19 protein-coding genes and 1 tRNA gene are annotated in these 19,162 nt (G+C 65.1%); 12 read left to right on the forward strand and 8 right to left on the reverse strand.

Features of this window, described 5'->3' with window-relative positions; all coding sequences use genetic code 11:
- The first annotated feature begins 120 nt into the window (after positions 1–120).
- The 5 genes from AWJ14_RS01530 (at position 121) to AWJ14_RS01550 (ending at position 3,969) form a co-directional block, all read left to right on the forward strand.
- On the forward strand, positions 121–1,170 hold the full coding sequence (locus AWJ14_RS01530; protein ID WP_066173948.1) for a threonine aldolase family protein: 1,050 nt from the start codon (positions 121–123) through the stop codon (positions 1,168–1,170).
- A 157-nt stretch (positions 1,171–1,327) separates the two neighbouring features.
- Positions 1,328–1,633: a BufA1 family periplasmic bufferin-type metallophore gene (locus AWJ14_RS01535; RefSeq protein ID WP_066174789.1), complete on the forward strand. Its 306-nt coding sequence runs from the start codon at positions 1,328–1,330 to the stop codon at positions 1,631–1,633.
- A gap of 53 nt (positions 1,634–1,686) precedes the next feature.
- On the forward strand, positions 1,687–2,604 hold the full coding sequence (gene bufB / locus AWJ14_RS01540) for an MNIO family bufferin maturase (protein WP_066173950.1): 918 nt from the start codon (positions 1,687–1,689) through the stop codon (positions 2,602–2,604).
- A gap of 4 nt (positions 2,605–2,608) precedes the next feature.
- Entirely contained in the window at positions 2,609–3,385 is a 777-nt protein-coding gene (locus tag AWJ14_RS01545; protein ID WP_139112493.1) for an HvfC/BufC N-terminal domain-containing protein, read from the forward strand.
- Positions 3,386–3,393: 8 nt separating this feature from the next.
- The gene (locus AWJ14_RS01550) at positions 3,394–3,969 is read left to right on the forward strand and encodes a DoxX family protein (protein WP_066173954.1); all 576 of its coding nucleotides are present in this window, start codon (positions 3,394–3,396) and stop codon (positions 3,967–3,969) included.
- A gap of 55 nt (positions 3,970–4,024) precedes the next feature.
- Here AWJ14_RS01550 and AWJ14_RS01555 read toward each other — a convergent pair whose 3' ends face one another.
- Positions 4,025–4,492 carry an Hsp20 family protein gene (locus tag AWJ14_RS01555; protein ID WP_066173956.1) on the reverse strand — a complete coding sequence of 156 codons (468 nt, stop codon included), beginning with the start codon at positions 4,490–4,492 and terminating at the stop codon, positions 4,025–4,027.
- A 395-nt stretch (positions 4,493–4,887) separates the two neighbouring features.
- Between AWJ14_RS01555 and AWJ14_RS01560 the strand changes: the two genes are divergently transcribed.
- A complete protein-coding gene (locus AWJ14_RS01560; protein WP_066173959.1) occupies positions 4,888–5,874 on the forward strand; it encodes an alpha/beta fold hydrolase in 987 nt (328 codons plus the stop codon).
- Here AWJ14_RS01560 and hisN read toward each other — a convergent pair.
- Together hisN and AWJ14_RS01570 are read right to left on the reverse strand one after the other, a co-directional pair.
- Positions 5,858–6,637 (reverse strand): histidinol-phosphatase, encoded by a 780-nt coding sequence (hisN, locus tag AWJ14_RS01565; RefSeq protein WP_066173962.1) that lies wholly within the window; start codon positions 6,635–6,637, stop codon positions 5,858–5,860. The genes AWJ14_RS01560 and hisN overlap by 17 nt on opposite strands.
- Before the next feature lie 299 nt (positions 6,638–6,936).
- Positions 6,937–7,845, reverse strand: coding sequence for an N-formylglutamate amidohydrolase (locus tag AWJ14_RS01570; protein WP_066173965.1), 909 nt, complete (start codon positions 7,843–7,845; stop codon positions 6,937–6,939).
- 171 nt (positions 7,846–8,016) lie between these two features.
- Between AWJ14_RS01570 and cpdR the strand changes: the two genes are divergently transcribed.
- The 3 genes from cpdR to AWJ14_RS01585 all read left to right on the forward strand — a co-directional run bounded on the left by cpdR (position 8,017) and on the right by AWJ14_RS01585 (position 9,839).
- Entirely contained in the window at positions 8,017–8,382 is a 366-nt protein-coding gene (cpdR, locus tag AWJ14_RS01575; RefSeq protein WP_066173970.1) for a cell cycle two-component system response regulator CpdR, read from the forward strand.
- 191 nt (positions 8,383–8,573) lie between these two features.
- A tRNA-Val gene (locus tag AWJ14_RS01580) sits at positions 8,574–8,648 on the forward strand.
- Positions 8,649–8,864: 216 nt separating this feature from the next.
- Positions 8,865–9,839, forward strand: coding sequence for an agmatinase (locus AWJ14_RS01585; protein ID WP_066173973.1), 975 nt, complete (start codon positions 8,865–8,867; stop codon positions 9,837–9,839).
- 39 nt (positions 9,840–9,878) lie between these two features.
- Here the strand turns inward: AWJ14_RS01585 and AWJ14_RS01590 are convergent, their stop codons facing one another.
- The 5 genes from AWJ14_RS01590 to AWJ14_RS01610 all read right to left on the reverse strand — a co-directional run bounded on the left by AWJ14_RS01590 (position 9,879) and on the right by AWJ14_RS01610 (position 14,025).
- Positions 9,879–10,916: an aromatic ring-hydroxylating dioxygenase subunit alpha gene (locus AWJ14_RS01590; protein WP_066174791.1), complete on the reverse strand. Its 1,038-nt coding sequence runs from the start codon at positions 10,914–10,916 to the stop codon at positions 9,879–9,881.
- Between the two features lie 89 nt (positions 10,917–11,005).
- Positions 11,006–11,800 (reverse strand): amino acid ABC transporter ATP-binding protein, encoded by a 795-nt coding sequence (locus tag AWJ14_RS01595; protein ID WP_066173976.1) that lies wholly within the window; start codon positions 11,798–11,800, stop codon positions 11,006–11,008.
- The gene (locus AWJ14_RS01600; protein ID WP_066173979.1) at positions 11,797–12,465 is read right to left on the reverse strand and encodes an amino acid ABC transporter permease; all 669 of its coding nucleotides are present in this window, start codon (positions 12,463–12,465) and stop codon (positions 11,797–11,799) included. Before AWJ14_RS01600 ends, AWJ14_RS01595 begins: the two co-directional genes overlap by 4 nt.
- Positions 12,462–13,103, reverse strand: a complete 642-nt coding sequence (locus AWJ14_RS01605) for an amino acid ABC transporter permease (protein WP_066173982.1) — start codon at positions 13,101–13,103, stop codon at positions 12,462–12,464. The genes AWJ14_RS01600 and AWJ14_RS01605 overlap by 4 nt, the downstream gene beginning before the upstream one ends.
- Before the next feature lie 94 nt (positions 13,104–13,197).
- Positions 13,198–14,025: a transporter substrate-binding domain-containing protein gene (locus tag AWJ14_RS01610; RefSeq protein WP_066173985.1), complete on the reverse strand. Its 828-nt coding sequence runs from the start codon at positions 14,023–14,025 to the stop codon at positions 13,198–13,200.
- Between AWJ14_RS01610 and AWJ14_RS22100 the strand changes: the two genes are divergently transcribed.
- The 3 genes from AWJ14_RS22100 (at position 13,994) to glgB (ending at position 19,153) form a co-directional block, all read left to right on the forward strand.
- Entirely contained in the window at positions 13,994–14,365 is a 372-nt protein-coding gene (locus AWJ14_RS22100) for a hypothetical protein (RefSeq protein ID WP_139112494.1), read from the forward strand. The genes AWJ14_RS01610 and AWJ14_RS22100 overlap by 32 nt on opposite strands.
- A gap of 112 nt (positions 14,366–14,477) precedes the next feature.
- Positions 14,478–16,949: a glycogen/starch/alpha-glucan phosphorylase gene (locus AWJ14_RS01615; RefSeq protein ID WP_066173988.1), complete on the forward strand. Its 2,472-nt coding sequence runs from the start codon at positions 14,478–14,480 to the stop codon at positions 16,947–16,949.
- A complete protein-coding gene (gene glgB, locus AWJ14_RS01620) occupies positions 16,946–19,153 on the forward strand; it encodes a 1,4-alpha-glucan branching protein GlgB (RefSeq protein WP_066174794.1) in 2,208 nt (735 codons plus the stop codon). The genes AWJ14_RS01615 and glgB overlap by 4 nt, the downstream gene beginning before the upstream one ends.
- The last annotated feature ends 9 nt before the right edge of the window (positions 19,154–19,162 follow it).

Raw genomic sequence — 19,162 nt, forward strand, 5'->3', positions numbered from 1 at the left:
GCACGAGCACGAAGCCGCGTGCGGCGACAGGGTGAAGCCTGCTCCCATGTGCACGCCAAAGCTTTGAAACCGCGGCAAAACATGCGATAGGCGGAGGGTATTTCGCATCGGAGCCCAAGCATGATCTTCACGTCCGACAACTGGGCCGGCGCCCATCCCGCAATCTCGGCCTCGCTCACCACCCATGCGGCCGGCCATGCCTCCGCCTACGGCACGAGCGACCTCGACCGCAAGGTCGAACAGACCTTCAACGAGATCTTCGGCCGCGAGGTGGCGGTGTTCTTTGTCGGCACCGGCACCGCCGCCAATGCGCTGGGGCTGTCGGCCGTGACGCGTCCGGGCGGCGTCACCTTCTGCCACCGGGAGGCCCATGTGCTGGTCGACGAATGCGGCGCACCGGAGTTTTTCAGCCAGGGCGCGCGGCTCGCGCCGGTGGACGGCGCCGAAGGCAAGATGGATCTCCGGCAGCTCGAGGCGCAGATCGGCCGGTTTCCGCCCGACTTCGTGCATGGCGGCCAGCCCGTCGCCATCACCCTGACCCAGGCGACCGAATCCGGCACCGTCTACAGCGCCGATGAAATCCGCGCCATTTCCGGGATAGCCAAGGCCCATGGCCTGGCGCTGCACATGGACGGCGCGCGCTTCGCCAATGCCCTGGTGGCGCTTGACCTCACGCCGGCACAGATGACGGCGGATCTGGGCGTCGACTTCGTCTCCTTCGGCGGCACCAAGAACGGCTGCTGGTGCGCCGAGGCACTGGTCTTCCTCGATCCTGCCGCGGCCACCCAGGTTCCCTATATCCGCAAGCGCGGCGCACAGCTCTTCTCCAAGAGCCGGTTCATCGCCGCCCAGTTCGACGCCTATTTCCAGGACGGGCTCTGGCTCGAGCTCGCCCGCCACGCCAACCGCATGGCGGCGCGGCTGCAGGACGGCATCGAAAGCGCCGAGCATGCGCGGCTCGGCTGGCGCAGCCCGGCCAACGAGACCTTCCCGATTGTTTCGCGGCAGCGCGCCGCCGAGATGACCGCGAAGGGAGCGAAGTTCTACGAATGGCACGCACCGGCCTCGCTGGCACCCGCGCTCGGCAGCGACGAGATCATGCTGCGCTTGGTCACGAGCTTTGCCACCACGGAAGACGAAGTCGACCGCTTTGTCGACCTGCTGCAATAGGCCGCACGCGCTGCGGGCCTTCACACCCGCCTCACACGCAATTGAAGCCGGATAACGCGCGCTTGATTTCCAAGTGATGCGCGATTTCTCCATGGTTGTTCTGCCGGGCCACACCAGCCCCGGCACATGGATCAAGAACAACCAAGAGGAGAACAGCATGTCCAACACGACACTCATCAGCGCGTCGGCGCTCGCAAGCGCGGTGGCCATGGCCCTGACCGGTGCCACGGTCCTGGCCTCGGCGGGCAGCGCCCTGGCCGCGACCGAGAAATGCTACGGCGTGGCCATGGCCGGACAGAACGATTGCGCCGCCGGCCCCGGCACCACCTGCGCCGGCACCTCCAAGGTCGACTACCAGGGCAATGCCTGGAAAAGCGTCGAGGCCGGCACCTGCACCACGATGAGCCTCGAAGGCGGCCGCAAGGGTTCGCTCGAACCGCTCGAGCGCGACATGCCGGCCTGATCCGGCCGCCCTGATCGATCCCGAAATGCGAGAGAAACGGAAGGACCGGAAGGATGCGATCCACCCCCTGTTCGCCCCAGACTGAGACACCGCGTTTTTCTTGCGCCCCGCTCCCGCCGCGTGCGGGGGCGGGCCTCAAGCCCGGGCATGTCGACCAGATCCTCGCCGATGACCGGCCGGTCGGGTTCTTCGAGGTCCATGCCGAAAACTACATGGGCGCCGGCGGCGCCCCGCACCGGGCCCTGACCGCGATCCGCGAGCGCTTCCCGCTCTCCGTACACGGCGTGGGCCTGTCGATCGGCTCGGAAAGCGGCATCGATCCGACCCACCTCGAACGGCTCGCCCGCGTGGTCGAGCGCTACGAGCCGGCCATGGTGTCGGAGCATCTGGCCTGGTCGAGCCACGAGACCGGCTATTTCAACGATCTGCTGCCGGTGCCCTACACCGCCGAAACGCTCGACCGGGTGGCCCGCCATGTCTCCCAGGTCCAGGAGCGCCTGAAGCGCCGGATCCTGATCGAAAACCCCTCGACCTATGTGCTGTTCGAAAACTCGACGATGGCAGAGACGGACTTCATCCGCGAAATCGCCGCGCGCTCCGGCTGCGGGCTCTTGCTCGACATCAACAATGTGTTCGTCTCCGCCACCAATCACAGCTTCCAGCCGCTGCAATATCTCAGGCGCTTCCCGCTCGAACTGGTGGAGGAGATCCACCTTGCCGGCCATGCGGAAGACCTCGACGACGAGGGCGAACCGCTGCTGATCGACGCCCATGACCGCCCGGTGGCCGAGGCCGTATGGAAACTCTTCGAAATCGTCATCAGCCAGACCGGTCCGCTGCCGACGCTGATCGAATGGAACAACGACGTGCCCGACTGGCCGGTGCTGCGCCGCGAGCTGTCGCTCGCCGACGCGATTCTCGACCGGCTTGGCCCCGCCTCGCTGCTGGGGTCGCGTCATGCCGCGGAATAGCGGAATGCGCCCGGCCGCACAGTCCCTGTTCGCCGCCGCGCTGATCGATCCGGAGCGGCCGCTGCCCGAGGGCATCACCGCCGCGCGCGGCAAGGCCGCGGACAGGCGCTTCGCGGTCTACCGCAACACCGTGACCGTCACCCGCATCGACGCGCTCGCCGCGATTTTCCCCGCAATCGAGCGGCTCGTCGGCCAGGAAGCCTTCCGCTCGCTCGCCCGGCTCCATCTCGTCGAGGAGCCGCCGGCTTCCCCGGTGCTGTTTGAATATGGCGCGGGTTTCGCCGCACTTCTCGAGCGCACGGAGCCGCTTCGGCCCTATCCCTACCTCGCCGATGTCGCCCGGCTCGAACGGGCCTGGCTCGACGCGGTGCACGCCGAAGACGCGCTGCCGCTCGACCCGACGGCGCTCGGCGCCATCCCCCAGGAACGCCTGAACGACGTGATCTTCACCGCGCATCCGGCAACCCGCATCGTCGAAAGCCGCTTTGCCGCCGTGTCGATCTTCTCCGCATCGCGGGGACACCGGCCGCTCGACGGCATCAGGCCGCAGGAGCCCGAGGACGGGCTCGTGACCCGGCCGGGCCACACCGTCGAAGTGCGGCGCCTGGCACCCGGCGCGGCACCATTCCTCAAGGCCCTGATCCGGGGAGAGACGCTGGCCGCGGCGGCTTCGCACACGCTTGCAAGCCACCCGGGGTTCGCCCTGCCCGCGGCCCTGTCGGTCCTGCTGGAAGCCGGCGTCTTCACGGCCTGCACCCTGCTGCCGGCCCGGATGGAGTGATCCCCGTGATGTCCGCGATCCGTCATGCCGCCGCCCTGTATGCCCGTCTCTTCACATGGCTCGAACGGCACGGCGACCAATGGTTGCTCGGCTTTCTCGCCCGCTTTGCCTTCGCCGCGGTGCTGCTGGGATATTTCCACAGTTCGGCGAAAACCAAGCTCGGCGACGGGCTGGCCGGCCTGTTTTCGATCTCGCCCGGCGCCTATTACCAGATCGCGCTGCCGGCCGTGGAAGCCGCCGGCGGCGATCTCGACAAGGTGGTGTTTCTTCCTTGGGGGCTGATGGTGGTGCTCGGGACCTATGCGGAGCTTCTCCTGCCGCTGCTGATCGTGATCGGCCTGTGCTCCCGGCTGGCGGCGATCGGCATGATCGGATTCATCTGCGTCCAGTCGCTGGTCGACATCACCGTCCACCAGATCGGCGCGGAGGCCGTCGGCGCCCTGTTCGACCGCTTTCCCGATGCCGTCATCGCCGACCAGCGGCTGCTCTGGCTCGTGCCGCTCGCGGTGATCGCCCTCAAGGGGCCGGGGCTTGTCTCGCTCGACGCCCTCATCGCCCGCGGCCGAGCCGTTCCGCAGACATGATAAAGGCGCCCGGTCTCCCGGGCGCCTGCAAGACATGGTCCACTGGGGGATGGGATCAGGCCTTGGTTGCTTCGATCTGCCTGGGCTGGCCGCCGGTGTCGCTGGTGATCGCAATGCGACGCGGCTTCATGGCTTCCGGGATCTCGCGGACCAGATCGACATGCAGAAGCCCGTTGCGCAGCGATGCGCCGGTGACTTCGACATGGTCGGCCAGCTGGAAGCGCCGCTCGAAGGCGCGCTTGGCGATACCGCGATAGAGGAATTCCGTGCCTTCGGTTTCCTTGTCCTCGGCCTTCTCGCCCTTCACGGTCAGAACGTGTTCGCGGGCTTCGATCGAAATCTCGTCCTCGCCGAAACCGGCCACCGCCATGGTGATGCGATAGGTGTTATCGCCGGTGCGTTCGATATTGTAGGGCGGATAGGACTGGGCCTGCTCGGTGGGCGCGAGGCTGTCGAGCATGGTCAGGAGCTTGTCGAAACCGACGGTGGAGCGATAGAGGGGCGAAAAATCAACGTGACGCATGGGTGTCCTCCTTGAGAGCAACATCTGGTTTGGCGTTCATGGCTCTGTCTGCCCCGCATCGGGCGGCAAACCGGCCAGCAAGCCCGGTAATCGGCGCCTGCAGGACACATGTGGGTACTCCCGTTCCCGGGTTCAAGAGCCTGTTTCGCACCCTGCCGCTGCTCCGGCCCGCCCCGCATGAACGGGCGATGAACCGGCCGTTCGGATGCCGTTCACCGGCGACCTGCGATCCTTCGACCGTCAGAGCCGAAAGGCCTGGCAGGCCCGGGGCATCCCCTGTCCCTTCTGCTCCGGGCGCCGGCCGGACCCGCGCAAGCGCGGATCCGGCCATTTCCCGTCCCGCGCCGATGTTTTCCTTTTGACCAAACTGCGGCGAACCACTAATCCGGACGTCCATGAGCGACGATCTTCCGATCCTGGTCGAAACGGACGGCAATCCCGTGCCCGACAAGCATGTCGTCGGCTGGTTCACCAGCGCCGGCGGCAAGCGGTTGCGCTATGCGATCTTCAAGTCCGATGTCCCGGTCGCCCGCGGCACTGTGGTGCTGCTGCAGGGCCGCAACGAGAGCATCGAGAAATATTTCGAGACCATCCGGCATTTCACCGATCGCGGCCTGTGGGTGGCGACATTCGACTGGCGCGGCCAGGGCATGTCCGACCGGCTGCTTAAAAACCCCTTGCGCGGCCATGTCCGCCGGTTTTCGGATCTGCAGGCCGACCTGTCGGTGTTTCTCGAAACCATCGTACTGCCGGAGACCCGGCTGCCGTTCTGCATGGTGGCCCATTCCATGGGCGCGCTGGTGGCGCTGTCGATGGCCCCGGGGCTGACCAACCGCATCGAGCGGATGGTGCTGACAGCTCCCTTCGTGGAGCTCTCCAACCAGCCGGTTCCGGCCTGGGTGATCCGCTTCATCACGCGGGCGATGCGGCTGACGGGCTTCGGCTGGGTCAGCACCGGCCGGGACCGGTTTCCGCGCCCCTTCCGCAACAATGCGCTGACCACCGACCCGGAGCGGTTCGCGCGCAACCTGGCGCTCTATACCGCGCATCCGGAACTGCGGCTGGGGCCGCCCACCGCAAGCTGGGTCAGCGAGATGCTCTGCGCCATGGAGCGGGTCGGACGTCTCGAGCATCTCGACAGCATCCGGGTCCCGACGCTGATGCTCGGCGCCGGCAACGATCCGCTGGTCGCCCAGCAGGCGATCGAACGGATCAGCAACCGGTTCCGCGCCGGACAGGCGATCTTCATCGACGGCGCCCGCCACGAACTGCTTCAGGAAACCGACCGGTACCGGCTCGCCGCGATCGCCGCGATCGATGCCTTCATCCCGCCCGAAGAATCGGTGCATCCGGCATCGGGCGCGGTCAGCCAGCCCGGTTGAGCACTTCGAGCGCGGCCTCGTGCAGCGCCCTGGAGCCGGCCGCGATGATGGTGCCGCCATATTCCGGCCTGTCGCCGCTCCAGGTGGTCATCACGCCGCCGGCCTGTTCGACCAGAGGAATCAGCCCGCCGACATCGTAGGGCTTGAGATCGGCCTCGATGACGAGGTCGATGTGGCCCGAGGCCACCATCGCATAGGCGTAGCAATCGCAGCCGTAGCGCGCGAGCCGAACGCTCCGCTCGACCTGCCGGTACCGCGGCGCCAGTTCATCCGCGAAGATCAGCGGCGAGGTCGTCATCATGATGGCCTGGTCGAGGGCGACGTGCTTGCGCGTCGCCAGCGGCGTGGTCCGGCCGCCCCGCCTGACCGCTGCGCTGCCGGGCCCGGCAATGAAGCGCTCCCCGGTGAACGGCTGGTCCATCATGCCCATCACCGCCCTGCCCTTGTGATAAAGCCCGACCAGCGTGCCCCAGACCGGCAGGCCGGAAATGAAGGCGCGGGTGCCGTCGATCGGGTCGATCACCCAGACATAGTCCCGGTCGAGGCCGGTGTCCCCGTGCTCCTCGCCGAGAATCCCGTGCTCCGGATAGCGCTCCGCGATCAGCCGGCGGATCGCCTTTTCCGCGGCGCGGTCGGCTTCGGTCACCGGATCGAACCCGGCCTCCTGCTTGTTGTCGATGTCGGGCTGCATGCGGAAGCGGGGCAGGGTTTCGGCCGCGGCGGCCTCGGCAATGGCGTCAAAGAAAGCGATATCGGGAAGCACGGTGCACTCCAGGCGGATTTCATGTGGTCGGACGTAAACCGTCCGGTCAGATCCTCAAGGTCTGAACTCCCCGGCACGGAAATGCAAGCCGCGCCGCTACGGCGCAAGTCTTCGCAAGCGCACAAAACGGGCCTGGAAGTAGATTGACTTTTGTGCGCTGCAGCAATATAGTTCGGGAACAGTCTTAGACTGTGAATGCCCTCCTTGGGCGTTTCCTCCCTAGATTTTACCGCGCGTCACGCGCGGTTTTTTTTGCCCGGCGGCGCCATGCATCCGGCCGGATACGGGCCACTGCCCCCCTATTCTGCAGCCAGCTGGTCCTGGGCGCCATCCTCGCGCACATAAGCCATCATCTGGCTTGCGAATTCTGTGAGATCGGTCTTGAGCAGATCGAACCCCGCGGTTTTCTCGAGCGTCGATTCGTCGACATAGAGCCCGCGGTTGACTTCGATCTGCAGCGCATGCAGCCCCCGGTCGGGCCGGCCGTAATGCTCGGTGATGAACCCGCCCGCATAAGGCTTGTTGCGCACCACGCGGTAGCCAAGCCCGGACAGGAACGACACCGCCGCCCGCGACAAATCATGCGAGGCGCTCGCGCCGTAGCGGTCGCCGACGATGATATCGGGCCGCTGGCTGCCGCCGGCAACGCGCACGGTGGCCGGCATCGAATGGCAATCGATCAGGACCGCCTTGCCGAACTGGACATGGGTGTGGGCGATCAGCCGGCGCAGGGTGGCGTGATAGGGACGATAGACCTGCTCGATGCGGGCAAGCCCCTCGTCGACGCTCAGCCGGCCGCGATAGATTTCCATGTTTTCCGCGACAAGCCGCGGGATCGTGCCGAGGCCGCCCGCCACCCGCATCGAGCCGATATTGGCGAAGGACGGCAGCGCCCCGTCGAACATGCGCGGATCGAGCTCGTAGGGCTCGCGGTTGACATCGAGCCAGGCGCGCGGAAACCGGGCATGAAACAGCGGCGCGCCAAGCTGCGTCACATCGGCGAAGAGTTCGTCCACATAGTGGTCCTCGGACCGCCGGATCGCCATCCGGTCGAGCCGGGAGGTGGCGAGAAACGATTCGGGATAGACACGGCCGGAATGCGGCGAGTTGAACACGAAGGGTTCGGTCTGCTGCCGCGGGCGCCGGACTTCGTAGGGCGCAACCGGATTCGGCTCGTCATCCGCTCCGTGCACGTCGGCTTCGCGCATATCTGTCCCTCTGGCTGCAACCGCTTGAATCACCTTGCCAGTTGCCCCCACACCTGTCCAGTCCGCCACGGCGGCATCTTGACATCGCCATCATTCACCCGATGTTTACTGGAAGGGCGTAGAGATAGCTGGTTCAAAGCTCCAAGAGCACGCAGACAGGTTGGAAACAGAATGACGCCGAAGATCCTTCTCGCCGAAGACGACAACGACATGCGCCGGTTTCTGGTCAAGGCCCTGGAAAAGGCCGGCTATGAAGTCCGCTCCTTTGACAATGGCGCCAGCGCCTATGACCGTCTTCGCGAAGAGCCGTTCTCGCTGCTGCTGACCGACATCGTCATGCCGGAGATGGACGGCATCGAACTCGCACGCCGCGCGACCGAACTCGACCCGGATCTCAAGGTGATGTTCATCACCGGCTTCGCCGCCGTCGCCCTGAACCCCGACTCGAAGGCCCCGCGCGACGCCAAGGTCCTGTCCAAGCCGTTCCATCTGCGTGACCTCGTCGACGAGGTCAACAAGATGATCCTCGCGGCCTGATTCGAACCGACCGCATCTGCTGATCCGAAAAGACCGAAGCGGCGTGCCCACGCCGCTTCGCATTACCGTGCGCGCCCGCCGGCAAAGCCCCCCGCGCGCCGGATCCGGGACGCAAAAACAAGCCTGCAAACAAAACGCCGATTTCATATTGACGGCACGGGGCTTTCTGTGGTGTATGCGCCGCATCGGATGGGCGTATAGCTCAGCGGGAGAGCACTACATTGACATTGTAGGGGTCACAGGTTCAATCCCTGTTACGCCCACCATCCGTCCCCCTCGCCATTGCAAGCATCTTGCCCCTGCCCGGTCTCACCGGCGCACAAAGGCCATCCGAAGGCCGGGCCGGGCGATTCGCACGGCCGGCAAAATCCAGTGCAGAAACAGAAAGACTCGCGGCCTGCGAGACTGTATGAATCGGAAGGCCCAAGGGTTTGCCGATGCCCGGGGTCTGTGCGTATCCGATCCCCTTGCGCGGAGACATCATGAGCGACCCGTTCTTCCATCCCGTGTCCGGCTTCGACCTGCCGCGCTTTGCCGGCGTTGCCACCTTCATGCGTCTGCCGCATGTGGGCCTCGACGACCCGCGCATCGGCGAGGTCGAGATCGGCCTGATCGGCGCGCCCTGGGACGGCGGCACCACCAACCGGCCGGGGCCGCGCCACGGCCCGCGCCAGTTGCGCGACCTCTCGACCATGATCCGCGCCGGCAACGGGGCGACGGGCATCCGCCCGTTCGAGCTGGTCAACTGCGCCGATCTCGGCGACGTGCCGCCCAATCCGGCCGACCTGATGGATTCGCTCGAGCGGATGAGCAGCTTTTACGCGCGCGTGAAGCAGAAGGGCATCGTGCCGCTCACAGCCGGCGGCGACCACCTGTGCTCGCTGCCGATCCTGCGCGGCATCGCCGCGGACGCGCCGGTCGGCATGATCCATTTCGACAGCCACACCGACCTGTTCGACAGCTATTTCAACGGCTCCCGGTTTACCCACGGCACCCCGTTCCGCCGCGCGGTCGAGGAAGGCCTGCTCGATCCCAAACGCGTGGTGCAGATCGGCATCCGCGGCACCAGCTATGACACCGAGGACCTGGATTTCGCCAAATCCGTCGGCATCCGCCTGATCCGGATCGAGGAATTCTTCGACCGCGGTATCGCCGACGTGATGGCCGAGGCGCACGAGATCGCCGGCGGGAAGCCGACATACGTCTCCTACGACATCGATTTCGTGGATCCCGCCTTCGCGCCGGGAACAGGAACGCCGGAGGTGGGCGGGCCGAATTCGTTCCAGGCGCTGCAGGTGGTGCGCGAGCTTGCGGGCGTCGACATCATCGGCGCCGACCTGGTCGAGGTCTCCCCACCCTTCGACGCTTCCGGCGGCACCGCCTGGCTCGGCATCTCGATCATGTTCGAGCTGCTGTGCGTGCTCGCAACCTCAGTGAAGGCACGAAACCCGGCCTGAAGCGCCTCCCCCCCCCAAAGGGAGGCGAAATCCTTCGCCCTACTCCGCGGCCTGCGGCATCCGTCGTTCGGCCTCGACCAGGCGCGCGACATGCTGGCGGAACTTGATCGGCCCCTTGTCGATCTTGAGGTTGAGGTTGGGCGAGGTCATCGTGTCCATGCCGATCTGTACCGCATTGAGCACGATCCGGTCCTCCTCGAAGGCCGCCTGCACCGCGCGTCCGAACTGCTCCGACACCGCCTCGTCGCCGGGGGCGAAATTGCGCATCTGGAACCAGAAATAGCGCGTCCGCTTCTCGTCGATCGGGGTCATGAAATTGTAGCTGTCCATCAGGAACACGTCCTCGTGCAGCGGCTTGCCCGGTCCGCCGGTGCCGGTCGGCACGAAGATCGCGCGAATGATCGCATGGCAGGGATAGCGCACCTCGTAGTGCTGCTCGCGGTCGGCATTGCCGGAAAACTTCACGAACGGCGCATAGAACGGCGCCACGTCGACATCATACATCCAGCGCGACACCACCACGCCGTCGTCCTTTTCGAGCGTGTTGACCGGCACATCCTCGCAGGCCGCGTTGCCGAAGGACGAGGGATGCACCCAGGCGACATGGGACGGATCGAGCAGGTTGTCGGTGATGTAGAGATAATTGCAGTCGACCACCATGGCGTTGCCGCGGCTCGAGCCCCAGTCCGGATTGTCCCACTGGTCGATGTGAAAGATCTTGTCGGGATCGGCGAGCGCCGCGTCGCCCGGCCAGATCCAGAGCATGCCGTAGCGCTCGACCAGCGGATAGGACCTGACCTGCGCGACATGGGGAATGCGCTCGGCGCCGGGAACCCGGGTGCACACGCCCGCGCAATCGAACCGCAGCCCGTGATAGCCGCACTCGACCTCGTCGCCGATGAGCCGGCCCATCGACAAGGGCAGCTTGCGGTGCGGACAGGCATCCTCGAGCGCAATCGCCACGCCATCCTCGCGGCGGTAGAGCAGGACATTCTCGCCGAGAATCCTGACTTGCGTGAGGCTGCGCCCGACCTCCGGGGCAAGAGCCGCCACATACCATGCGTTTTTCACGAACATCGCCATCTCTCCGTCTTCGCGACCTTATCCGAGTGTCGCATTCCCGCAGAATTCTGTCACCTCGATCCCGCTCCTGCGGCGCGCACAGCTCACAGCAGCGTCGCCGCGCCACGGTCGAGATAGGTGTCGAGGAACTGATCGATCCGCTCGTGCCGCGGCTTGCCGAACACCTCGTCCGGCCGGCCCTCGACGATCTTTTCACCGTGATCGAGAAACACGATCTTGGAGCCGACCGAGGCCGCGAACCCGATCTCGTGGGTCACCACCAGCATGGTCATGCCGCTTTGCGCGAGCTCGCGCATCACGTTGAGCACCTCGCCGGTCAGTTCCGGATCGAGCGAGGAGGTGGGTTCGTCGAACAGCATGATGTCCGGATCGAGCGCCAGCGCCCGCGCGATCGCCACCCGCTGCTGCTGGCCGCCCGAGAGTTCGCTCGGATAGTGGCCCGCGCGGGCACTGAGCCCGACATTCGAAAGCTGCGCCATCGCCCGCTCCTCGGCCGCCTTGCGGGGCATGCCGCGCACCGTGACCAGCGCCTCGGCGACATTGCCGAGCGCGGTCATGTGCGGCCAGAGATTGAACTGCTGGAACACCATGCCGATATGCGAGCGGACCTTCTGGATCTGCGCGGCGGGCAGCCGGTTGCGCTCGCCATATTCACCGCTGGTAAAGCCGAGCGGCTCGCCGTTGATCTCGATCAGCCCCTCGTTGGCTTCCTCGAGAAAGGCGATGCAGCGCAGAAGCGTGCTCTTGCCCGAGCCGGACGGGCCGATCAGGCAGGTCACCTGCCCGCGCGGCACGACGAGGTCGATGCCGGACAGCACGGTGTTTGCGCCGAAGCGCTTGACGAGTTTTTCAACCTTGATGGCAGGTTTTTCGGTCATGTTGCAGCGAACCTGTATTTGGAAAGGCGGCGTTCGGCATAGCGGCCCATGGCGCTGCAGGCTTCCACCAGAGCCCAGTAGACCAGCGCCAGAATGGCAAAGCCCTCGACGAAGGCATAATATTTGGTGCCGAGCGCGCTCACCGCGAGCGTAAGTTCGGGCACCGAGATGATCGACAGGATCGCCGTTTCCTTGAGCATCAGGATCGTCATGTTGACCATCGACGGCAGCAAAAGCATGGTCATTTCCGGCAGGATGATGCGCTTGAGCGTCTGGCGGCGGTTGAGCCCCACGCACTGCGCCGCTTCGATATGCCCGCGGGGAATGGCGTTGAACCCGCTGCGCCACAGCTCCGAATAATAGGCCGCACCGTAGATCGTGAGCCCGACCAGGCCCGCGGTGACGCTGTCGAGCGACAACCCGATGAAGGGGCCGCCGTAATAGAGCAGGAAGATCTGCACCAGGAACGGCGTGCCGCGGATCAGTTCCACCGGCGCAAGCAGCGCAAGGTCGAGCCCCCGCGGCCCGTAGCGCCGCAGCACGGCGATGACGAAACCCACCAGGATGCCGAGCGCGGAGCCCACGATCCACAAGAGGATGGTGACCCCGAGCGCGCGCAAAATGTCGGGCAGGAAACTGATGATCAGGTCGAGATCGAAAGTCACAGCCGCCCCCAGCTCATGCGCTTCTCGAGCCCCAGCCCGAGGCCGGCGACGACGATGTTGATGACGAGATAGACGAAGCCCGCGGCGGCATAGAGTTCGAGCGGCCGGTAGGTGCTGGCGGCAAGGTCCTGCGCCATGCGCGTAAGCTCGATCACGCCGACGACCGAAACCAGGGAGGAGGATTTGAGCATCATGATCGCTTCACTGGTCAGCGCGGGGATTGTCAGTTGCACCGCGATCGGCAGCCGGATGCGGCGGAACGTGGCTGCGGGCGAAAAGCCGCACATATTGGCGGCCTCGATCAGCCCCCTGGGCACGCTCACGAAACCGCCGCGCAGGATCTCGGCCTGGTAGGCCGCGGTGCACAGCGACATGCCGACAATGGCCGCCACCTCGCTCGGCACGTTGAGCCCGATCTGCGGCAGCAGGTAATAGATCAGCAGCAGCTGAACCAGAAGCGGCGTGCCGCGGAAGAAGCTCACGAACAGCCTGCCCGCCGCCCGTGCCGCCCGGTTGCCGGACATCACCGCCGCACAGACCAGCGAGGCAAGGACGAAGCCGAGCGAGATCGAGACCGCGCTGAGGATGATCGTCAGCCTTGAAGCCTCAACCAGAAGCCAGAACAGCTTCCACGACATGAGCGGACCTTTCCGGAAAAGCGGTCGATGAAGCCAATGGGAGGATCCGCCGCCGCAGCCGGAGCCGGGGCGGCGGAGAACGCCCGAAGACGGATCAGATATTGGCCTTTTCGATCTTTTCCGGTGTATCGAACTCGACGCCGAACCACTTCTTCTGGATTTCGCCCATGCGGCCGTCCGCCTTGATGGCGGCAAGGGCGGCGTCGATCGCATCCATCAACGTGGCATATTCCGGATCCGGACGGCCGGGAAAGCCGAAATAGGTCTTCACGCCGAACGGCGGCTCGACCAGCTCGAAGGTCTCGGGCCGCTGCTGGGCGACATAGGCGATGTTCGGGAACGAGTTCGCCACGGCCACCACGCGGCCGGCCGCGAGATCCGCGTAAGCCTCGTTGAAGCTCACATATTCCTTGGGTTCGATCGGGCTCGGCAGCGTGTTGCCGTATTCGATCACCTGGGCAAGCTGCGCCGTGGCCTTGCCGGAGCCGACCGGCTTGCCGGCGATGTCCTCGGGCTTGGTGATGGTCTCGTCGCCGGCCTTCTTGAGCAGCGCCACCGTGGCTTCGGCGACCGGCGAGGTGAAGCGGAACCGCTTCATGCGGTCATTGGTGATGGTCGCGGGGCCGGCCACCATGTCGAACTTGCCCGATTCCAGCCCCGGAAACACGCCGTCCCAGGGCAGCGTCACCCATTCGATTTCGACGCCCAGTTCCTTGCCGATCTCGGCGAACAGGTCGACATTCATGCCGACATGCTGACCGGCGTCGATGAAGTCAAACGGCGCGAAAGCGGTTTCGGTGCCGACCTTGAGCACCCCGGCCGCCTTGACCTTGTCAAGGATATCCTCGGCATGGGCCGCCCCCAGGGCGGCAAGGCCGATGAGACCGGCCATGGCTGTCGTCATGAATGCTTTGAGTTTCATGGTGCTGTTCCCTTCTGGTTATACGGTGCACTTGTCGCGCATCCGGTTTTGTTATGTTTGGACAAAAAGAAGCTTGCTTCCCGTCCATTGTCAATCGGGCGTGCCAAAAATTCAATCATGCCCGAAATATAGGCAGAGACAGCGCCGGACGGACCACCCGGGCGGCGGCGCAGTGGTATTTTGCCGCGGCGGCCGCGGCGGAGCACCGCAAAGGCCCGCGCCGACGGGTTTCGTGGCGCAGGAACCTGCACGGATCGGCGCCGCACAGATCAAAAAACAGGCTGAACGACGTTGCATCTGGCGCACAACAAAGCCTGATTGGTCAATTCAATGGATTTAAATGCTGGATATTGACGGCAAAATCATTCATTGCTTGGCACGCCGCTTGCTAAAACAGTTTCTGTTTGCGCAGGGTGCCTCCCGGCGCAAACTCAAGCAGAACGGGACATTCCATGATAACCAAGTCCGTGATCGCCGACCTCCCCTCCCCGCCGCCGCGCAGCGCCGACCCCGCCAAGCTCGCCGCCGAAATCATCGAACGCCTGACCTATTCGATCGGCAAGGACGCAAAGGTCGCCAAGCCGCATGACTGGATGACGGCGACCATCCTGGTCATCCGTGACCGTGTGATCGACCGCTGGATGGCCTCGACCCGGCAGACCTACGAGACCGGTGGCAAGCGGGTCTATTATCTCTCGCTGGAATTCCTTATCGGGCGCCTGACCCGCGACGCGGTGTCCAATCTCGGCATGATCGACGAGGTCCGCGAGGCACTCAATTCGCTCGGCGTCGATTTCGACGCCGTCACCGCGCTCGAGCCCGACGCGGCCCTGGGCAATGGCGGTCTGGGGCGGCTCGCGGCCTGTTTCATGGAATCCATGGCCACCGTCGATGTCCCCGCCTATGGCTACGGCATCCGCTATGTCCACGGCCTGTTCCGGCAGCAGATGAGCGACGGCTGGCAGGTGGAACTGCCCGAGACCTGGCTCGCCAACGGCAATGCCTGGGAGTTCCAGCGCCGCGAGAGCGCCTACGAGATCGGCTTCGGCGGTTCGGTCGACACCATCGGTAACGGTTCGGACGAAACCCAGCGCTGCATCTGGAAACCGCAGGAACGCGTGATCGCCACCGCGTTCGACACGCCCGTGGTGGGCTGGCGCGCCAAGCGCGTCAACACGCTCAGGCTCTGGACCGCCCAGCCGATCGACCCGATCCTGCTCGATGCCTTCAATGCCGGCGACCATATCGGCGCGCTGCGGGAAAGCAACAAGGCCGAGGCGCTCGCGCGCGTGCTCTACCCCGCCGACCAGACGCCCGCCGGCCAGGAACTGCGCCTGCGCCAGGAGTATTTCTTTTCCTCCGCCTCGTTGCAGGACATTCTCAGGCGGCATCTCCAGCAGTATGGCGACTTGAGGACGCTGGCCGACAAGGTCGCCATCCAGCTCAACGACACCCATCCCGCCGTCTCGGTGGCCGAAATGATGCGGCTCTTGATCGACATCCACCGCATGGATTTCGACCAGGCCTGGGACATCACCCGCGCCACCTTCAGCTACACCAACCACACGCTGCTGCCCGAAGCGCTCGAAAGCTGGCCGGTGCCGCTGTTCGAGCGGTTGCTGCCGCGGCACATGCAACTGGTCTACGCCATCAATGCCAACGTGCTGCGCCATGCGCGCAAGGATCGCGGCTTCAGCGACGAGAAGATCCGTGCGGTCTCGATGATCGACGAAGCCGGCGACCGGCGCGTGCGCATGGGCAACCTCGCCTTTCTCGGCTCGCATTCGATCAACGGCGTCTCGGCGCTGCACACGGAACTGATGAAGCAGACCGTGTTTTCGGACCTGCACGGGCTCTATCCCGACCGCATCAACAACAAGACCAACGGCATCACACCCAGGCGCTGGCTGATGCAGTGCAATCGCGGCCTGTTCGGGCTGATCCGCGAGGCGATCGGCGACGATTTCATGGACGATGCCGAAAAGCTCAAGGCCCTGGAGCCCTTCGCCCGCGACGCAGGGTTCCGAGCCCGCTTCGCCAATGTCAAACGCGACAACAAGGTGCGCCTGTCGAACCTGGTCGCGCGGCGCATGGGGATCCGGCTCGATCCCTCGTCTCTGTTCGACATCCAGATCAAGCGCATCCACGAGTACAAGCGGCAATTGCTCAACATCATCGAGGCGGTGGCGATCTATGACCAGATCCGCTCGCATCCCGAGCTCGACTGGACGCCGCGGGTCAAGTTCTTCGCCGGCAAGGCCGCGCCGAGCTACTACAATGCCAAGCTGATCATCAAGCTCGCCAATGACGTGGCCCGGGTGATCAACAACGATCCGACCGTGCGCGGCCTGCTCAAGATCGTGTTCATTCCGAACTACAATGTCTCGCTGGCCGAGGTGATGGTGCCGGCGGCCGATCTCTCCGAGCAGATCTCCACCGCCGGCATGGAAGCCTCGGGCACCGGCAACATGAAGTTCGCGCTCAACGGCGCGCTGACGATCGGTACGCTCGACGGCGCCAATGTCGAGATCCGCGAATGCGTGGGCGAGGACAACATCGTCATTTTCGGCCTGACCGCCGAGGAAGTGGCCCAGCAGCGGGCGGACGGATACAACCCGCGTGCGGTCATCGAGAACTCACGCGAATTGTCGCAGGCTTTGACCGCAATTGCCTCCGGCGTCTTCAGTCCGGACGACCGGGACCGCTTTTCGGGCCTCATTTCGGGGCTTTACGAGCATGACTGGTTCATGGTCGCAGCCGATTTCGACGCCTACACCAGGGCGCAACGCCAGGTGGACAGTTTGTGGGTTGACGAAGAGGCGTGGTATGGCCGTACTATCCTCAATACGGCGCGCGTCGGCTGGTTCTCTTCGGACCGGACGATACGCCAGTATGCAAAGGAAATATGGAAAGCCGGTCCATGACACAAAAGGGAACCGTGCGCGATGAGGCCTGGAAGGACTTTCACCTTCCGGCCCCGGAAGCGGAAGCGATCGCTTCGGGCACGCACCGGGACCCCTTTTCCGTTCTCGGCGTTCATCAGTTTGGAGACGGCTTCATCGCCCGGGTGTTCGCGCCCGGCGCCAGCGAAATCACGGCACATGACTTAGGCGGAAGGCCGGTTGGCCGGCTCGACAGCGGCGCGGCGCCCGGCCTGTTCGAAGGCCGGGTGGATCTGAGCGGGCGCGAGCCCGTCACCTATGCCGCGGCCAATGACGGCGGAACCTGGACCATCGAGGACCCCTATTGCCATGGCCCCGTGCTCGGCCCGATGGACGACTATTTCATCGCGGAAGGCTCGCATCTCAGGCTGTTCGAGAAGCTCGGCGCCCATCCGATGCGTCACGAGGGTGCGGACGGCGTGCATTTCGCCGTCTGGGCCCCAAATGCACGCCGCGTCTCCGTGGTCGGCGAATTCAACGGCTGGGACGGCCGCCGCCATGTGATGCGGCTGCGCCTCGATGTCGGGGTGTGGGAGATCTTCGCCCCCGGCGTGAAGCCCGGAGCAACCTACAAATACGAGATCATAGGCCCCAATGGCGAGCGCCTGCCGCTCAAGGCCGATCCCTTCGCCCGCCGGGCGGAACTCAGGCCCGCGACCGCATCGATCGTCGCCGCCGAACTCGAGCACGAGTGGGGCGACAGCGCCCATCGCGCGCACTGGAGCAGGACCGATCCGCGCCGCCAGCCGATGTCGATCTACGAGGTGCATCCGGGCTCCTGGCGCAGGCATGCGGACGGACGCTTCCTGTCCTGGGACGAACTGGCCGATGAGCTGATCCCCTATTGCGTGGAAATGGGCTTCACCCATATCGAGTTCCTGCCGATCTCCGAGCACCCCTATGATCCCTCCTGGGGGTACCAGACCACGGGGCTTTACGCGCCCACGGCCCGGTTCGGCGAACCCGAAGGCTTTGCCCGTTTCGTCGATGGCGCCCACCAGGTCGGGCTTTGCGTCCTGATCGACTGGGTGCCCGCGCATTTCCCCACCGATGCCCACGGCTTGGCCCGCTTCGACGGCACGGCGCTCTACGAACATGCCGATCCGCGCCAGGGCTTCCATCCCGACTGGCACACCGCGATCTACAATTTCGGCCGCCGCGAAGTGGTGTCCTATCTCGTCAACAACGCGCTCTACTGGGCCGAGGCCTTCCATGTCGACGGCATCCGGGTCGATGCGGTGGCCTCGATGCTCTATCTCGACTATTCGCGCAAGGAGGGCGAATGGGTCCCCAACCGGCACGGCGGCCGCGAGAACCTCGAAGCCGTGGCCTTCCTGCAGGAGATGAACAAGGCGGTTTATGGCAGCCATCCCGGCATCGTCACCATCGCCGAGGAATCGACCTCCTGGCCCAAGGTCTCGGCGCCCGTCCACGAGGGCGGGCTCGGCTTCGGCTTCAAATGGAACATGGGCTTCATGCACGACACGCTGAGCTATTTCCAGCGCGACCCGATCTACCGCAGCCACCATCACGACGAAATGACCTTCGGCCTGATCTACGCCTTCTCGGAGAATTTCGTGCTGCCGGTCAGCCACGACGAGGTGGTGCACGGCAAGGGCACCATGCTCACGCGCATGCCGGGCGACGAATGGCAGAAATTCGCCAATGTCCGGGCCTATTTCGGCTTCATGTGGGGCTATCCCGGCAAGAAGCTTCTGTTCATGGGCCAGGAATTCGCCCAGCGCGGCGAATGGAGCGAGGCCCGTTCGCTCGACTGGGACCATCTCGACGATCCGCGCCACCACGGCATGCAGGACCTGGTGCGCGATCTCAACCGGCTCTACGCCAGCACCCCGGCGCTCCACGCCCGCGACTGCGAACCGGAGGGGTTCGAGTGGCTGATCGCGGACGACCGGGCCAATTCGGTGTTTGCCTGGGTGCGGCGCGCACCGGGCGAAAAGCCGGTGGTGGTGGTCGCCAACCTGACGCCCGCCTACCGCGAGGGCTACCGTGTGCCGATGCCCGGGAAAGGATTGTGGCGTGAGATTTTCAACTCGGACTCGACCATCTATGGTGGCTCGGGAAAAGGCAATCTCGGCGAAGTCATGGCCCGTCCGGAAGAGGGACGCGCCATTGCCGAACTGGCATTGCCGCCATTGGCGACACTGATGTTTACGCCCGCCTGACCAGGCCGT

Origin of the sequence: Parahoeflea olei (assembly GCF_001703635.1) — a bacterium.
Taxonomy (GTDB): domain Bacteria; phylum Pseudomonadota; class Alphaproteobacteria; order Rhizobiales; family Rhizobiaceae; genus Hoeflea; species Hoeflea olei.

Excerpts from the sequence above, each read along its gene's own strand:
- AWJ14_RS01555 (WP_066173956.1), bottom strand. The coding sequence starts at position 4,492 with ATGCGTCACGTTGATTTTTCGCCCCTCTATCGCTCCACCGTCGGTTTC.
- glgB (WP_066174794.1), top strand. The coding sequence starts at position 16,946 with ATGACACAAAAGGGAACCGTGCGCGATGAGGCCTGGAAGGACTTTCAC.
- AWJ14_RS01560 (WP_066173959.1), top strand. The coding sequence starts at position 4,888 with ATGAGCGACGATCTTCCGATCCTGGTCGAAACGGACGGCAATCCCGTG.
- AWJ14_RS22100 (WP_139112494.1), top strand. The coding sequence starts at position 13,994 with ATGGCTGTCGTCATGAATGCTTTGAGTTTCATGGTGCTGTTCCCTTCT.
- AWJ14_RS01530 (WP_066173948.1), top strand. The coding sequence starts at position 121 with ATGATCTTCACGTCCGACAACTGGGCCGGCGCCCATCCCGCAATCTCG.
- cpdR (WP_066173970.1), top strand. The coding sequence starts at position 8,017 with ATGACGCCGAAGATCCTTCTCGCCGAAGACGACAACGACATGCGCCGG.
- AWJ14_RS01585 (WP_066173973.1), top strand. The coding sequence starts at position 8,865 with ATGAGCGACCCGTTCTTCCATCCCGTGTCCGGCTTCGACCTGCCGCGC.
- AWJ14_RS01595 (WP_066173976.1), bottom strand. The coding sequence starts at position 11,800 with ATGACCGAAAAACCTGCCATCAAGGTTGAAAAACTCGTCAAGCGCTTC.
- AWJ14_RS01545 (WP_139112493.1), top strand. The coding sequence starts at position 2,609 with ATGCGCCCGGCCGCACAGTCCCTGTTCGCCGCCGCGCTGATCGATCCG.
- AWJ14_RS01605 (WP_066173982.1), bottom strand. The coding sequence starts at position 13,103 with ATGTCGTGGAAGCTGTTCTGGCTTCTGGTTGAGGCTTCAAGGCTGACG.
- AWJ14_RS01610 (WP_066173985.1), bottom strand. The coding sequence starts at position 14,025 with ATGAAACTCAAAGCATTCATGACGACAGCCATGGCCGGTCTCATCGGC.
- AWJ14_RS01590 (WP_066174791.1), bottom strand. The coding sequence starts at position 10,916 with ATGTTCGTGAAAAACGCATGGTATGTGGCGGCTCTTGCCCCGGAGGTC.
- bufB (WP_066173950.1), top strand. The coding sequence starts at position 1,687 with ATGCGATCCACCCCCTGTTCGCCCCAGACTGAGACACCGCGTTTTTCT.
- AWJ14_RS01550 (WP_066173954.1), top strand. The coding sequence starts at position 3,394 with ATGTCCGCGATCCGTCATGCCGCCGCCCTGTATGCCCGTCTCTTCACA.
- AWJ14_RS01615 (WP_066173988.1), top strand. The coding sequence starts at position 14,478 with ATGATAACCAAGTCCGTGATCGCCGACCTCCCCTCCCCGCCGCCGCGC.
- AWJ14_RS01570 (WP_066173965.1), bottom strand. The coding sequence starts at position 7,845 with ATGCGCGAAGCCGACGTGCACGGAGCGGATGACGAGCCGAATCCGGTT.
- AWJ14_RS01535 (WP_066174789.1), top strand. The coding sequence starts at position 1,328 with ATGTCCAACACGACACTCATCAGCGCGTCGGCGCTCGCAAGCGCGGTG.